The sequence below is a fragment of the Leptothoe sp. ISB3NOV94-8A genome (assembly GCF_043421595.1).
GTDB lineage: Bacteria > Cyanobacteriota > Cyanobacteriia > Phormidesmidales > Phormidesmidaceae > Leptothoe > Leptothoe turfae.
Genome location: NZ_JAXSQW010000001.1, coordinates 1,055,064 through 1,071,181, shown reverse-complemented (window position 1 = coordinate 1,071,181; position 16,118 = coordinate 1,055,064). Strand labels below are relative to the sequence as shown.

Sequence of the window (16,118 nt, the reverse complement as noted above, 5' to 3'; positions counted from 1 at the left end):
CGTATTTACCCCGTTAGGCGATTGATGTTTCTATAAAAGTTCTGTAGATAATTTAAGTCTCCGGCAAATAAGCCCTCAATGACGGTGGGACTGACCTCAGGTAAGGTGCCCAACGATAGAATAACCCGTGCCAAAATAATCACCGTGGCATAGGCTGGATTCATCTGAACCCTTGGATCAGACATGGGTTCAATCTCATCAATGGTGCGGGCCAATCGCATGGTGCCGTGTTGATGCACCTGACCAGCCGCATCCAGATAGCCCGTTGGCAGCCTGAACATAAACTCAGTTTGTATACCAGAGGAGCCATGACTGGGTGCTTCTGGTTGAAAATCTGAGGCGATGGTTTTGGGCGGCAACGGATCAATGGGTTGAATAGAGGGCTTAGTTTTGGGTGGTGCTAACCCTAAATTGTTGCTGAGTTGAATGGCTGTCATAATTCTCTTTCTCAGTTACAAACGCGTTTGAGCGATTCGACAACAATTTCTACTTCTTCAATGTTGTAGTCAGCTCCTTTAACATCTAAATCAGAGATTTTATAGCTGACGGGCCAAGCTCCAGTGAATTCAAAACGAAATTGTTCATCCCCCGCTTGATCATAGATGCAAAGAGCACCGTTGCGACGCTGGTCAATCCAATTACCCTCGCCAATGGTATCCATCCACTCCCAAAAGGCTGTGGAAATGGTCAAACCTCGTTTGATTGTGATGTTGGTATAGGAGCTGTTTCCTGGAATTTTAGATCGAACAATGTGCCCACGGCTGTTTCCCTGTTTCCCCCAAACCTGGGGGGTTACTTCACAGATTTCGATGACATCTTGCGATCGCGCAAAACCACTACATTCCATGAAGTAACCATCGGTTGAATCAACACTACCGTCCAGCCTAAGTTCCAGATAAAAACGAGCTTTAGTTAAAATCTCTGGAAATGTCATTAGTTACACTATTTGTTTCGAGTAACTTGAGTAAAGTACAACTCCAGTGTGTCTTCCGCTAAGTTGCCACCACTATCAACGGCAAGGCTGCCAATCTGTTTCTTACTGCCTGGAAATAGATCGATAAAGTTATAGCGCATGGCCTCTTTCCCATTCGGGTCATAGACCACTAGCGAACCCGTTTTGCGACTATCCATCGCCTTGGAACCACCCCCCGAATAGGTGTCTGGGTGGCAATCGTTATACCAATCTGATAACTTCTTCTGATCAGATTCGTTACCCGCTACATAGGTCAGGGTAACGGTACTGTTGTACTTCACACCGCCAATCGTTGCCTGGGTTTGAGTTTTGGCATCTTTAGTCACACCAATGGCTGAATCTCCACCAGCCACTTCTAACTCAATCTCAGGCCCAGTACAGTTTTTGATTGACAAAGCTGTTACGCCATCAATCTCGAAATAGAATTTTGAATTGGTTAAATATTGGACCATGACTATGTTCTCTTGACTGTTCTCTTGACTGACCTAAAGGTCAAACTACATGGTGCGGTTAAACTTTTCGCAGGTAATGGTATAGGTCTCTTCGATGTAAGCGTCCGCCGTTACATCGAGATCGGCACACTTATATTTAGAAGGCCATGCCTCAACAAATTGCCATTTAGCTACCTCATTGCCATCGGTATCGTAGGCAGTAATGCTACCTTCTTTTTTGTTGTCGCCCCATTTACTCTTGCCGCCATTGGAAGAAGGTAAACAGTTCTCAAACCACTCGTAGAGCTTTTTGCTGGTACTGTCACCATCGCCGCTGGCAATGCAGACACAGTCAAAGGTAAACAGTCCTTCAAAACCCGCTGAGTTTACTTGCCACAAGGTTTTACCACCCTTGGTGGTGCCAACAGCCTGCTGTCCACCCTGGACCTTAGGAGAATAGTCAGGAATATTGACACTCTTGAAAACAGACTTTTCCCCTTCACAAACTCCGGCAAGTTCCAGATAAAAACTACTTGGGGCTATTGGCTTATTGAGATCAGCCATGGGGTTATCTCCTTAAAATTCTGAAAACGTTGACCAAAACCCCTCTCTCTTTCGGAGGGGGATGACGTAGAGGCACTCCATGGAATGCCTCTACATCCTTGATTGATATCCCTTATTGATTAGGTGCCCACTGGCTGATACGGAAGATGACAAATTCTGCCGGGCGTACAGGGCAGACACCCACTTCAACATATAAGCGGCCCAACATAATGGTGTCGTGGGTATTCAGCTCACCATCACACTTCACATAGAAGGCTTCTGCTGGAGATGTACCAAACAAGGCTCCCTCGCGCCATAGCCGTTCTAGGAAGTTACTGACCGTGCGACTCACACGAGCCCAAAGATCAGGATCGTTAGGTTCAAAGACAACCCACTGGGTGCCAATTTCAATGGACTTTTCGATGTAGCTCAACAGTCGCCGGACGCTGATGTAACGCCACTGAACATTGTCAGGTTCAACCAGGGTACGAGCACCCCAAACTTTTAAGCCACGGTTGTAGCTGGAGAAGTTACGAATGCAGTTTACACCCAAAGGATTCAGCAGTTCTTGCTCACGCATATTTGTCTCGTAAGCCAGGCCAATAACACCCCGGGGTGTTTCGTTGGCAGGTGCCTTAAACACACCGCGAGACTCGTCAGTACGACACCAGATACCCATCATGTGACCAGATGGGGGAACCAGTTTAGGACGACCGCCGTTGCGGGGGTCAGCCACCTTGATCCAGGGATAGTAGGTGGCCCCAAACATAGAGCGACGATTGAATGTGGTCAACCACTTAGCCGCATCTGCCGGACGCTGACGACTGGGTTCTACGGGATCCATGCTTTTGCCTGGTTTTACCGGCGGTGGATCGATAATGGCCATGCGATAAGCGGGGCCGGGGAATGAATTCTCACACATGCTAAGCATCATTTCCATGACACCGTGCACCTGATCGAGATCAATCAGACCTTTCTCGTAGGCTAACAATAGGTCTGGACAAGCCACCATAGAGACTTCATCAATCTCATACAGACCTTGAATGCCAGTACGATCGTCGCGGTTGCCTTGAAGATCGCGATTAAAGCGCTCTGGCTTGCCAACATAGGGGGGAGGTGCGATCTCATAGGAGCCATTAGCCGGTCGGCGAGAGAGAGCCTGGCCAGATTGTGAGATGTTCTCAACCACAATATACTCAGAGGGCTCTAGCATCGTGACAGCATAGTCAGCAACATCGGAGGCCACCTCTGGATTCATGCTCAGGTGATCGTACTGCTCTAAGATTTCATCCCCTTGTCTGACGATGACTGTGAAGTACTCACCATTATTAATGGGGGGTTCCGCATCCTCATCGGCATCGTCAGGTAAAGGCTTAGGTCCTCCATCTAGAACACTGACAGTTAATCGACCCGCACTGGATGGAAGCGCCAAGGTGCCTTCTTCCTCAGATTCAGAGGCTTTTAGATAGAAGGAAAGAGAAGGTTTACCACTGGAGGTGATCAGTTTGGTTGCATTCTCAGATGCAGCAGGTTTAGGCGTGCCCGGTAGCTTAGTGCCAACACTTACCACCCAACAGCGACCGCCACCATTCAAAAACCAACCCTGTACAGCAAAGGGAAGGTAAGCGCCAAAATCAGTGAACCCATCGGAGCCTGGCTTGCTAAAAAATTCTAAGTATTGAGCCCAGTTGGTAACCATCATGGGCTCAAACAGTTCAGCGTCTCCTCGTACGTCTTCGGTAAAGCCGATAAATCCGGCAACACTCATGCTGACGCCCTCAATGGGGCGACTACCTCGGTCTACCTCTTCGACGTAGACCCCTGGCGCAAAGTAGTCTAAGGCCATACTAGTTATTCTCCATCCAGTTTGAGCTGTAGTATCTGTGTTTTTCCGTAGAGAGAGGACGTTCTCCTCGTCTAACAGGAAGATAAAAATATAAGTGTTGCTAATTAAGTTTTAATCTGTTATCCGCAAAGGGCAGTGATAACAGGCTAAATCGTCTCTTAACCATATCCAAGCTAAAATCGATTGCTTCTTCTACAAAAACGAATGTTCTGGATGTGGTCAAAGTATAAATCGGCAACAACAATGTGAGTGGATTGACTCCTAGAATACTGTTTTCCCCAGAATCCCCATGCAATATCAATAAAAATCAAATTACGTATATTTAGTTCCCATTACTACGTTTGAACTATCCAAAATTACGGATGGAATAATGGTTTATCCAGATTGCCCAATGGCAGTAGACGCTAGTATTTATCAAACAATGTTGAATTCAATCGTTAACTGGGCACTTCTATAGCAGACGTTTTCATACATGGCTGAATGAGTAATCATCTTGCGATCGCAACTGTCACCGCTACACTACAGCGGTTGCTTCAGGGCGCGATTCAGCGTGATGTAGACGGAGCTCGAGTTACCACCCTAAAGCCCAACAGCATTGGCAGCAGCACCCCTGAGTCAGGCATCAACTTGTTTCTATATCAGGTCGCCCACAATAATGCTCTGCGCAATGGTGATACTGCCACATTTCGCTCTAAAAAAGGCCCCATTCGACGCCACTCCTCTCTGGATCTTTACTATATGTTGAGCGCCTATGGTAATGATACAGAATTAGAACCCCAGCGGTTGTTGGGGAGTGTAGTGCGCACTCTGAGCGATAAAACTGTGCTCACCGCCGATATGATTGACACTGCAATTGTAGACTCGGCGTTCTTAGCCAATTCAGATTTAACCACCCAGACGCAACAAATCAACATCAATCCAGTGCCCATGGATATGGATGAGCTGTCTAAAATTTGGTCAACATTTTTTCAGGCACCCTATTCATTGTCTCTGGTTTATAAAGTCATGGCTGTTGTCATTGATGGTGAAATATCGACCCAGAAAGCCCTGCCAGTGCGAGAGCGTTACTTTGGTGGGATGGTTCCATTTCCCCATCAGCCAGTAATTGAGAAAGTAATTGCCCAATCAGGCCCTCTGTCCCCCATTGATGAAAAAACTCCCCTGCGAATTTTAGGGAAGCTGTTGCAAGGACCCAATACTCAAATCAAAGTTGGTGATGCTGAGATTGTCCCAAACTCAATCACCGACAATGAAATCAACGTGTCGCTTACAGACGCCCCCCGCTTATCTTTACGGGCAGGCATTCAGTCTGCACAGGTGATTCACTATGGAGGTCAACAACAATCGCAACATTCCTCAAAAATCGTTAATCAATCTGTACTGATCAATTCCAATGCGTTACCTTTTGTTCTGCGTCCCACCGTAACATCGATAAAAGTTGTTGATATAGAAGGCGTTGACGACGATCCACGGACGGGGATTTTACAAATCTCCACCTATCTACCTGTCGGTGCTCAACAGCATGTAGTGCTTGCCCTTAATGAGTGGTCCACAGATGCCCCAGTCACCTACCTCTTTACCGCATCTCCCCGCGCAGCAGATACCGACAGTTTGACAATTTCCATTAGCGGCGTGAAACCTGGCGACTATCTTGTTCGTCTACAGGTTGATGGGGCTGATAGCCTATTAGGTGTTGATACTGATCCTAACAGCAGCACCTTTAATTGGTTTAATAGCCCCAGAGTCGTCGTCAAATAAATTGTCATGAGTGACGTTTCCGAACCCAATGCGGACCAGCCAGCCGAACCTGATTTTGAGGCCTTAAAAAATAAGATGAACCTAGAACTCGAAACAATTAGTGTTAATCAGCTGCATAATTTAGCGACCCAAGCAGTTGAGAAAAAACTCATTACCGCCCACGGTTATCGTGGGGGACAGTATGAATTACTCCGCGATGGAGAATTTGTTCTGTTATCTCCGACAGAAGCCATTCAGTATTTGCAGGACCTGTTGCAAACGAATGATTAGAATTTGTTAAAGAGCAATTGCATGATTTAAATTTTATGCCCTGGCACCCCAAACAGCTGGTTTTGCTCTATGCCGACAACTCAGGAAACACAGTTATCACAATTGATAATACTGAGATCTTGCACCTGGCAAGGAAGCATTAACCCGCCTTGGACTCAAAGTCGCAAGGCTAACTGGCTCAAAACCGCTCAAGCGGTTAAAGAATCCCTAGAAGCTCTATATCTAGAGCTGCCCAGCCAATCTTGTCCCGTTAGTGGACAGCCCTCAATTAGCGTTGGGTTTTGAACCCAACGTGGGTTTGAGCTTCACTTTACCCTTCTCGGAGAGTGGGCTCGAAACTGTGAGCAACTCTCCAACTTATGTATACACGGTAGCCTAAAGTGGGGCCTAACTCCCCCTTTAGGAGTAATTAAGTTATCTCTGTTAGGCAAATTGGGGTTTCCCCGAAAGTAGGCTCTCGTTTATCGCCAATATTCAGATTTAGTAAAGGATACGGCTAGGTCGATTAATAAGGTTATGCCTTAATCTCAAACTATTTCTTAACAGCACATTAAATACTCGTCTATCTTGCCATTGGTGAGATATTGCTAATAATTTTACTGAGCCAAACACCATGACTGTTGCATTGTCACCGTCTAAATCTATCCAAAGTTGGCACAGTGCCAATCAGCAATATCTCAGCTATTCACTCGCTCAGATCCGTCAGCGATTAGAACAAAAAAACGAAACACAAACTCCTTTAGCCCACCCCACCCCACCTGCATTAGACAACAACTACAACGGTCAACTATTTGCCCTAGAACTATTAACCCGTTGTCTTGGGCTCACTCACTTTGAGCAAAACATTCTCCTGCTATGCGCAGGCATGGAACTAGATGGACATTGGCCTAAACTATGCCAAACAGCTAGCAATAACGCCTATCCTACCTTTGGATTAGCCTTAAGCCTATTCGAGAACGTCTGCTGGGAAGCGTTAACCCCCAGTGCCACACTCCGAAGGTACCAGCTGATTGAAATCGGTGGCGGCAATGCGTTAGTTGCGAGCCCTCTACGGATTGATGAGCGAATTTTGCACTATCTGACAGGGGTGCAATATCTTGACCAACGTTTGCAAACACTGATGCATGCCGTGCATGCACCCAGTTTGTTAGTGCCTTCCCATCAACGTCTCATTGACCAGATAGAACAGACCTGGACTCAGAGGTTGCCGGGGAGTCTCCTGTCAGTTATTCAATTGATTGGCGGTGATAGCTCTAGCTTGAGAACTGTAGCCTCTGAAGCCTGTCAGCATCTGAACCTGGAACTACAGGAGTTGTCTGCTGAAGCGTTACCTACCGATTGGCAACAGCTGAAAACATTGCAAACATTATGCGAGCGTGAATATCGATTGAGTCGCATGGCAGTGCTTTTAAACTGTGAGGATTTAGAGACTGAAAGTGCGGAGAGACGGAGTGCGATCGCAACCTTTATTGACACTACCAATCTCCCCCTGATGATTACTGGTAGAGATCGCCGTCGGCAGCGGCAGCGCCCCCTTTTCACCCTCGAAGTAGACCACCCCACATCGTCAGAACAGCGTCAACTTTGGCAGTCTGGCCTCGGCCATCGCGGAACGACTTGGCAGACCTCTATCAACTCGCTAGTGTCTCAGTTTAATCTGAGCCCTAGTGCCATTCATACCGTTTGTCTACAGGGGCAAACAGTTAATACCCCTGAGCCCCTATGGAACCTTTGCCGTACCCAGGCTCGACCTCGCTTAGATGAATTAGCCCAGCGTATTGATGCTCGTGCCACCTGGGATAGCCTGGTATTACCCGAAAAAGAACAACAGATAATTCAAGAACTCTCTACCCACGTGGCCCAGCGCTCTCGCGTTTACGAAGACTGGGGTTTTGGTGGCAGAAGTGGCCGTGGATTAGGCATTAGTGCTCTATTTTCTGGTGCGAGCGGCACGGGTAAAACGACAGCAGCTGAAGTGATCTCACGGGATCTCAATCTTGATCTTTATCGGATTGATCTAAGTACAGTGGTGAGTAAATATATCGGTGAAACTGAGAAAAATTTGCGTCGTATTTTTGATGCCGCTGAGGGCGGGGGGGTGATTCTACTCTTTGATGAAGCCGATGCTTTATTTGGTAAACGCAGCGATGTCAGTGACTCTAAAGATCGCTATGCCAACATGGAAGTTAGTTATCTTCTACAGCGGATGGAGTCTTATCGGGGGTTGGCCATTTTAACCACCAACCTGAAGAACTCCATCGATCAGGCATTTCTCCGTCGTTTACGGTTTGTTGTTCAATTTCCTTTCCCCGACGCTAAACAGCGAGCTGAGATTTGGCGTCGTGTATTTCCTGCGGATACTCCCACTAAAGACTTAGTCTATGAGCGTTTAGCAAAACTGAGCATTGCTGGCGGTAACATCCGGAATATTGCCCTGAGTGCCGCCTTTATCGCAGCCGATGCTGATGAGCCTGTGATGATGAAACATCTACTGCAGGCAGCTAAACGCGAATATCTAAAGTTAGAGCGCCCATTAACCGACACAGAAATTAAGGGATGGATATAGGGGTACACCGCCGTGCCTTCTTCTTGACACTAGAAAAGCCTTAGAAAAGAGAGTTTCAATCCCTCTTTTCTAAGGCAATGCAGAGAAAATGATCAGCTATGCAACTATGCTAGTACCCATGGCAGAAACTTGGCAGCGATCGCATCCACCCATCCACATTTGAATTTGATAGTGGGCAAACTTACGCCACAAAATACTCGTGTGACTCAGATGCTTTAAATTCCAGGAATCTCAGAGAGTTCACACTCTAATTCTTCCACCGAGAAATTAGTCATCTCTCGCCATTCTTTCATCGTAAACGAAAAGCCCTTTTGGTTAGCCATCGCTACAAATATCTCTGGGCTAGGTGCTGCACTGAGGGAGTTGCGTAGGGACGGGTTTGTTTGAGCTTCGCGAAAAAGCTTAGCTACTTGTTCTCTAGCCATAATTTAAATACTCGCTAAAGGAATTGAATCAATTAAAATTCATTTGTGTTTACTGTTGTACTCTGAATACCTGGCTAGTGCGAATCGTTAGAATCACGGAAGTTTTCTCACGTTTAGGTGGTTAACATAACAAAAAAAGTTGACAGCAATAAACATATTGGTAAGCACTAAAGAGATTTTAGGACAGGGTTGGGGATTTCCCATGAGGTTAACGCTTCAGGGGGGACTTCAATTTAGTCATGACTATCGTAATCTTGAAGAATCAATTGTCATCATTCTCAGCACTCGTTTAGGCGAGAGAGTCTATCGCCCTGATTTTGGCTCTCGCCTCCATGAATTAGTGTTTGCTCCCCTCAATGATGACACTCTACTGCTGGCCCAGATTTATGCTCGCACAGCGATCCAAAAGTGGGAACCTCGTGTCTTGGTTGAAGCAGTTACAGCCATACCGATGCCTGATACAGCCAGTCTCAGTATCACAGTTAATTATCGAATTCGAGAAACACCTCATCGACGGAGTTTGGTATACCCCTTTTATCTCACCCCATCTGATGAATAGCGAGCCCTATGGAATTTGACTTTCTGCCCAAACTACCTAATTCCAATTTAGACGACCGCACGTTTAAGGAGCTGGTCGAAGAGTGTCTGTTGCGTGTGCCCCGCTACTGCCCGGAATGGACTAATCATAATCCTAGTGATCCCGGCATCACCATGGTGGAGCTATTTGGCTGGCTCACTGACCAAATGATGATGCGGTTTAATCAGGTGCCGCGTCGTAACTATGTAGCTTTTTTAGAGTTGTTAGGTATTCGTTTACAGCCGCCTGCGCCTGCCCATACCGCCATTACGTTTTACCTGGCTGCAAGTTTGCCAGAGCCCTACCAAATTCCTGTGGCAGTAGAGGTGGCAACTGAGCGTACTGAAACAGAAGAGGCCATTATTTTTAGTACTGATCGGCCACTCATCATTGGTCTTCCCTTGATTAATCATCTGTTGACAGCAGATATGGCTGAGCGTATTCCTAACGTTTTACAAGATCGGCTCTCTACCCGTTGGAGTCGTAATACCAGTGGTGATTGGACCGGTTGTGAACAGACTATTTTTAATCCCACCCCTCAACCTGGTAACAGCTTTTATCTAGTGCTTGATCCAGCTCAGTCCCTTGAAGGCAATGTGATCGCCCTACACTTTACGGGTGAAACGGCAACGCCCACTGGTATTCGTCCTGAGACACCACCCCGCCAATGGCAAGCCTGGGATGGTCAAACCTGGGTGCCAGTTCTCATGCAAGAAAGCGATGACGAGACCTGTGGGTTTAGTTTTTACAATACGGGTAGCACCAGCGATATTCAGCAGGGAGAGGTGGTGCTGCACCTGCCTCAACAATTTCCAGTGACCGACTTTGCTAGCTATCGGGGCCGTTGGCTACGCTGTGTTTGTACAACTCCTGACAGGGGAGTTCCCACCTATAGTAATTCTCCTCGTCTCTTGAGTGTTTCAGCTCGTTCCATTGGTGGCACCATTGATGCTAGCCAGTGCCTGCTGGTGCAGGATGAATTGCTAGGGGAAAGTGACGGGCAGCCAGGCCAAAGCTTTCAATTGCAGAGCCAGCCGGTGCTTCCCCGTGATGAAACAGAATTTTTATCGATCATTCTGCCCAGCGGTATTCAGCAAGACTGGCAAGAGGTGACTGATTTTGCTGACTCTGGTCCAGAGGATTGGCATTACACCCTCGATTCGCTGACGGGGATGGTGCAGTTTGGCCCCCTGATTCGAGAGCCTGGTCAGCTAAAAACGGCGACACACGTGCGATCGCAACAACAATCCCACGGCACCACCGTACTCACTACCCCCCCACAGCTGCTGGAACGACAGTATGGCGCAGTTCCCCCCAGAGGGTCCATGATTACCATGCGTGCCTATCGCACTGGGGGTGGACAGCGGGGTAACGTGCAACCCCATACATTACGGGTGATTAAATCAGCTGTCCCCTATGTGGCCTCAGTGATCAACCATGGGGCCGCCTACCATGGAGCCGATGCTGAATCATTAGATAATGCCGTACTACGAGTGCCGCGATTGTTGCGTACCCGAGACCGAGCCGTCACTCCAGAAGATTTTGAAACCTTGGCCATTGAGGCCAGTCAGGGGGCTGTAGCCCGCAGTATTTGTCCTCAACAGATTAACAGCCAGCCGGGGGTGGTGAATGTGATGTTAGTGCCCCAAGCCAACACCGCCACCATTGATACTGCCATGGGGATCTCTCCGGAGTCCTTTGACCTTACGCCTCAGCTGACCCAACAGGTTACCCAGTATCTAGATGAGCGCCGTCCTTTAGGTATCCAGGTGAAGCTACAGTCCCCTGAGTATGTGGGCGTGACTGTCAAAACAGAAGTTGCCATTGATGCAGCCTATGGTGCCCCTGAAGCTCAGCAGGTGATTCTCCATGATCTGCAAGTCGCCCTCTATCGGTTCTTAAATCCCCTTGTTGGAGGCCGTAACGGTCATGGTTGGCCTTTTGGTACAGCGGTGCATCCGTCAGACATTATCACATTGTTGCAGGGGATAACTGGAGTACGTTATCTCGGGGCCGTCATGCTTTATGAATTACGACGTCAAGACAATGGCTGGGTGCGTCAGTTAGCCCCTGATAACGTTGTTAAACCAGGACCATTAGGCCTGGTCTGTTCCTGGGCAGATACTCAGCTACGTTCGGGCCACACCATTAGTCTGATTAATTAGGGAGAGGCCGATGTCACAGGTACAAACGGGACAAATGATGAGTCTTGAGCTATTGCCTCTCCAGGTGCCTGAAGCGGTTATAGACTCAGCTACCGTATTCTCTCGACAAGCGGTAATGCCGCAGTCGTTAATCAGTAAACTGTGTCTACGGCCAGGGGAGTTTAGTGAATTAGTGGTGCGGATCAAAAACCACTCTAGTGAGTCGATCCAACTTAAATTCTCGGTCACTGGAGATATGCCCTCTAGCTGGTGGCAACTGCGCACAGAAGGCTCTAGTTTACCTGGCCATCACCAGATGGAAGTTGTTCTGTATTTTGCGATCGCAGCCGATTTCTTTGAACAGCCCCTCGCCCCTGAGCAACTGCCCCTGAAACTAGATTATACAGGCCAGCTAACCGTTACCGCCATCACCTCCCGAGGTGACAGCCAGGAACAAATTAGCCCTTTCCAAGTGTTGGTCAGGCCGCCAAGCCTGTATCTCGATTTTCTCCCCGACATCTATCGCAATGTTGATTTTGTCGGTCGATTTCTAAAGATCTTTGAAACCACCTTTGAGCCCACCGTTGATATTCTCGATCACCAATGGGCCTACCTTGACCCGCTCACAGCCCCCCAGGCCATGCTACCGTTTCTGGCCCACTGGGTGGGCTGGTCATTTCAAGGACCACTCAGTTTAGCCCAACAGCGTGCCTTGATCCGCTATGCCATGGAGATTTATCGATGGCGTGGCACCCGACGCGGTTTGCGATTTTATCTCCATCTGGCCAGTGGTCTCCCCTTAGACGACCATGTATCCGATGAATCCCAACGGTCCATTGGCATCCACGAAAACTTTAGCCAGGGCTACGTGTTGGGTCAAACCATTTTAGGAGAATCCACCATCCTCAGAGGTAATCTTCCCTATCACTTCAACGTGCAGCTACGCCCTCCCAGGGATTATCCCCTCGATGAGACCCTGATTCGCACCATCATCGAACAAGAAAAACCCGCCTTCTGCAGCTACGACCTTGCCATCGAACCCCAATAACCAATACCCAATCCCCCCCATGAACCCCACCCCCCTCCGGCGTATCCAAGTCAACGACGGCATAATGAATCCCAGCCCCCTCCAGCGCATCCAAGTCAACGACGGCATGCTGATCACCGCCAACCATTGGCAAATTGCCCACAGCTATCACCAACAACGACAAACTATTCATTATGAAGCTCTCCATCGGGGTGGTATTGTTAGCGGCTTAGGAGTGAGTGTGGGTCCCATTCCCGAAGTCGCACCGAGTAAATATCGACAGCCCCGCTGGTTAACTATTCAGCCGGGATTAGCCATCGATGCCCAAGGCAATCCCATAGTGGTTTCTAATTTAGAAAGCTGTTATCTCTCAGCCCAGCCCATTGCTGAGACGACAATTTACATTGTGCTGAAACATTCAGAACGGTCCTCTCAATCTGAGATTGTTCAAGAAGCATTTCAGATTATTGAAAAAGATGTCCCGGCAGAGAGTGATGAGGTAGAACTTTGTCGAGTGCGATTAGGCGTGGGGGACGTTGCGATCTCACCTCCTGAGGATGTCTTTTCTCCTGCGCTTAACCAGCTTGACTTACGCCACCGTCAGTGGGTGCAGCCTCGCCCCCAGCGAATGGCTAGCGTTGCAGCCTGGTCTTACCATAGCTCAATTATTGCTCAGTTCGAAGACCTATTTGCCGCCTTGCCAGGCCTATATCCAGCATTGCAGGGACAGGTGACAGCGCAAGTGTTGGAGAGTGATTTAACCTATCTTGCCTATGAAGATTTTTGTGAGCTGACTCGCCCCGATCAGCGGCAGGTTGCTCAGTATCTTCAGCAAGGGGGTGTAATTTTGGTTGGAGCTGCAGCCGACCAACTGGGTGAACTCTATCGGGTTGAAGCTGAGCTCAATCAAGCTCTCTTCGCCAAGCCTCAAGGCTTAACGTCATCGCTATACACCTCGGCAGAGCAGGAACTACATAACGTTCAAGGTTGCATTGCTGAAGCTGTGGCAAAACTAACTGAGCCATTGCTGGCTTTTCTAAACGCAGAAGGATTAAGTCTTAAATCTGTAGGCAGAGAAGTGCGATCGCACCCCTTTAGCTTTAGTCAGTGGCCCACGATCCATGGTCAGCCCATTGATCTCCACGGTTGGGGTGGGTTGTTACTGCTGGTGGGGCCGTTGCCTCAGGCTTGGAGCCTGAGCACAGACCTAAATCTCTCCCGCGAAGAGATTCGCAGTGCTCAGGAATTGGGGGTTAACGTGTTGAATTTTGCAGCACAGCGGCGGTGTATGTATCAGTGGTTAGCGCCGCCGCCATCATAAGGGGGCATTGCCCAACTTCAGTTTCCTGATGCCTTGACCAATTCTCAACTAATCCGATTGCCTGACCCTATTGCCTGACCATGGCCAAACAAATTCTGACCCAGCTTTCTACCCATACAGTCCATTTAGGCATGGGTAATGACCAATTTGAAGTCATGGTCAATAATCTTAGCGATCGGTTTGCCACCTTTGCCTTAGAACTGTCAGCTTCGGGGCTAGCTCGCCAGACTACACCAGATTGGTATCGGCTCACTCCAGACATCTCGGCAAAGATTCCGGCGGGGGATCAAGTCAATTTTGTGGTGAGCATTCTAGAAACTCCCCCGATCCCCGGTGGTTTCACTGGCAAAATGAATCTCAATGTCAATGTGACCTGTCTGGAGTTGGGGGAAGAAGACCGCCAGCTAGTCAACCTTGTTGTTGCCGGATCTGGTGTATTACCGTCCTCCCTTAGCGTCCCCAAAACTGAATTTCAGGCTGTTCCAGGAGATTTGATTGAGATCCCTTTACAGCTGTTTAATCCTAATCGTAACACCGCACATACGCGGGTTACCCTCAAAGGTTTGCCCAAAGCATGGCTTACCGACGGTCACGAGCGGCGTTTACAAGTGGCCCCCCAGGGAAGTGCCCATGGGGTATTTATCTGCCAGCTACCATCGACTAGTGAGGCAAAACCCTATCCATTTAGCATTGAAGTAAACCAGGCCGAGGCACCGATTGTCAGACAAAAAGGTATCCTCACAGTGTTGCCAACGGGCTGGGTTGAATTTGTTTATGAACTTGAGCAGCCTGAATGCTCAAAATCACCATCGGAGGAGAGAGTAAATGCTGCGTCGCATCGCTATGCCCTGGTCCTCAATAACAAAAGTAATGTCCATCAATCTGTTGCCATCACCCTAAATCGAGTTGATATTCCCTGGCACCAGAAAATTTGGGCGATGTTACATCGCCGCCCACCCATACCTGCATCAACGACATCGCATTTACTTCAGCTCACCCCAGCCCAGGTTGATCTCAAAGTGGATGATCTGGCCCAGATGAGTTTAACCCTTTCGCCAAAATCCCCCTGGTGGGGCTGGCAACGACGGCAACAGTTTCAGCTACGCCCCCAGCTACATCAAACAGAAATACGACCATCGACTCAGATCGTTGAACTGGTAGCCACCCCCAAAATTCCCTTCTGGTTACAGTGTCTAGGTTTCCTTAGCCTGAGTATTATGGCCATTATGGCTGTCTATTGGCCCAGTGGTCATCGCGGCTCTGTGAATAGTGTACAGTTCGACGGTCAGGCGAATGCCGTGATTAGTGGGGCAGACGATCATACTCTATATCGTTGGCAAGTCTCGCCGCGTCTGCAAGATGTAGCAAAGCTTACAGATACGAATAAGTCTGTGCGTGTCGTTCGTTATCGTCCCCGCAATAATGATTTGTTAGCAGCTGGTTTAGAAAATGGAGAAATTCAACTATGGGATTTTTTATCCCAGAAGTCTCCTAAAACTTTGGTATTTCATAAGGATGATCGAGTCTTTGACCTGCAATTTAGCTATGATTCCCAAAGTCTTTTTAGTGCCCACGGTAGCGGGCTAGTACTGCGCTGGGCCATGGATGATTTATCTCACCTGGGTCAGGGCACTGTTCCAGAACAGGAGCAACACTTTGACTTTGCTATTCAAGCGATAGCACCGATTGATTACACTAACCAGCAACATAATCAACAGTCCCACTGGCTGGCTGTTGGCGGACGCTTTAACCACCTGGTTTTATGGAATCTAGAAACGGATCAGCAACACTTCCTGAAGTACCCTGCTGGGGAACCCAATCACTATATCTCTAGCGTAGATACAGCAGATGCTACTTCAACTCGCTTAGCGGTTGCAGATAATCAGGGGCGCATTACCCTATGGGATTTGGATAAATGTCTCCATAGTGTTACCGCTTGCAAAGTAAGCGACCAATGGATGGATGGCCATAAAGGTAAACCTATAAATACCGTAGCCCTGAGTAAAAATGCCTGTTACCTGGCTAGCGGTGGTGACGATGGTCGTGTCATGCTCTGGTTTCTGAATACGGCAGGGCAGGTGATGGAACAGAAGAAAATAGCCCACTTTAGTAAACCCGTTAACAGTGTTGACATTTTGCAACAAGATAAAACCCTGCTAGTGGTCAGCGGCAGTGATAACCATCGTGTCAAGCTGCATCGCACTCAGGCCAACAATAAAATCTGCCCATAAGGATAC

At 48.3% G+C, this 16,118-nt stretch carries 15 protein-coding genes; 9 read left to right on the top strand and 6 right to left on the bottom strand.

Translation table 11 applies throughout. The annotated features are described in order from the left end of the window. Nucleotides 1–5: 5 nt before the first annotated feature. The 5 genes from SPB21_RS04745 to SPB21_RS04725 form a co-directional block, all read right to left on the bottom strand. Nucleotides 6–437, bottom strand: a complete 432-nt coding sequence (locus tag SPB21_RS04745; protein ID WP_348918745.1) for a hypothetical protein — start codon at nt 435–437, stop codon at nt 6–8. Between the two features lie 11 nt (nt 438–448). Continuing rightward, the gene (locus SPB21_RS04740) at nt 449–934 is read right to left on the bottom strand and encodes a phage tail protein (RefSeq protein ID WP_499865741.1); all 486 of its coding nucleotides are present in this window, start codon (nt 932–934) and stop codon (nt 449–451) included. Nucleotides 935–942: 8 nt separating this feature from the next. Then, on the bottom strand, nt 943–1,425 hold the full coding sequence (locus SPB21_RS04735) for a phage tail protein (RefSeq protein ID WP_006519850.1): 483 nt from the start codon (nt 1,423–1,425) through the stop codon (nt 943–945). A 45-nt stretch (nt 1,426–1,470) separates the two neighbouring features. Continuing rightward, the gene (locus SPB21_RS04730; protein ID WP_163670557.1) at nt 1,471–1,968 is read right to left on the bottom strand and encodes a phage tail protein; all 498 of its coding nucleotides are present in this window, start codon (nt 1,966–1,968) and stop codon (nt 1,471–1,473) included. Nucleotides 1,969–2,080: 112 nt separating this feature from the next. After that, nucleotides 2,081–3,793, bottom strand: a complete 1,713-nt coding sequence (locus tag SPB21_RS04725) for a phage tail sheath family protein (RefSeq protein ID WP_163670555.1) — start codon at nt 3,791–3,793, stop codon at nt 2,081–2,083. 480 nt (nt 3,794–4,273) lie between these two features. On the opposite strand from SPB21_RS04725, the gene SPB21_RS04720 reads away from it, so the two are divergent. From SPB21_RS04720 to SPB21_RS04705, 4 genes are all read left to right on the top strand, one after another. After that, nucleotides 4,274–5,551 (top strand): Pvc16 family protein, encoded by a 1,278-nt coding sequence (locus SPB21_RS04720; RefSeq protein ID WP_163702945.1) that lies wholly within the window; start codon nt 4,274–4,276, stop codon nt 5,549–5,551. A 6-nt stretch (nt 5,552–5,557) separates the two neighbouring features. After that, entirely contained in the window at nt 5,558–5,821 is a 264-nt protein-coding gene (locus SPB21_RS04715) for a hypothetical protein (RefSeq protein ID WP_499057680.1), read from the top strand. A gap of 69 nt (nt 5,822–5,890) precedes the next feature. Then, nucleotides 5,891–6,106 (top strand): hypothetical protein, encoded by a 216-nt coding sequence (locus SPB21_RS04710; RefSeq protein WP_499865740.1) that lies wholly within the window; start codon nt 5,891–5,893, stop codon nt 6,104–6,106. 328 nt (nt 6,107–6,434) lie between these two features. Continuing rightward, entirely contained in the window at nt 6,435–8,387 is a 1,953-nt protein-coding gene (locus SPB21_RS04705) for an ATP-binding protein (RefSeq protein ID WP_499865739.1), read from the top strand. Between the two features lie 215 nt (nt 8,388–8,602). Here the strand turns inward: SPB21_RS04705 and SPB21_RS04700 are convergent, their stop codons facing one another. Then, nucleotides 8,603–8,812 (bottom strand): Nif11-like leader peptide family natural product precursor, encoded by a 210-nt coding sequence (locus SPB21_RS04700; protein ID WP_163671186.1) that lies wholly within the window; start codon nt 8,810–8,812, stop codon nt 8,603–8,605. 202 nt (nt 8,813–9,014) lie between these two features. Here SPB21_RS04700 and SPB21_RS04695 point away from each other — a divergent pair, with 202 nt between their 5' ends. The 5 genes from SPB21_RS04695 to SPB21_RS04675 all read left to right on the top strand — a co-directional run bounded on the left by SPB21_RS04695 (nt 9,015) and on the right by SPB21_RS04675 (nt 16,112). Beyond that, the gene (locus SPB21_RS04695; protein ID WP_163671187.1) at nt 9,015–9,371 is read left to right on the top strand and encodes a GPW/gp25 family protein; all 357 of its coding nucleotides are present in this window, start codon (nt 9,015–9,017) and stop codon (nt 9,369–9,371) included. 8 nt (nt 9,372–9,379) lie between these two features. Beyond that, nucleotides 9,380–11,554, top strand: a complete 2,175-nt coding sequence (locus SPB21_RS04690) for a putative baseplate assembly protein (protein WP_499865738.1) — start codon at nt 9,380–9,382, stop codon at nt 11,552–11,554. A 10-nt stretch (nt 11,555–11,564) separates the two neighbouring features. After that, entirely contained in the window at nt 11,565–12,581 is a 1,017-nt protein-coding gene (locus tag SPB21_RS04685) for a phage tail protein (RefSeq protein WP_499865737.1), read from the top strand. A gap of 19 nt (nt 12,582–12,600) precedes the next feature. Next, entirely contained in the window at nt 12,601–13,881 is a 1,281-nt protein-coding gene (locus tag SPB21_RS04680; RefSeq protein WP_499865735.1) for a hypothetical protein, read from the top strand. An 80-nt stretch (nt 13,882–13,961) separates the two neighbouring features. Further along, on the top strand, nt 13,962–16,112 hold the full coding sequence (locus SPB21_RS04675; RefSeq protein WP_499865733.1) for a WD40 repeat domain-containing protein: 2,151 nt from the start codon (nt 13,962–13,964) through the stop codon (nt 16,110–16,112). Nucleotides 16,113–16,118 lie beyond the last annotated feature (6 nt).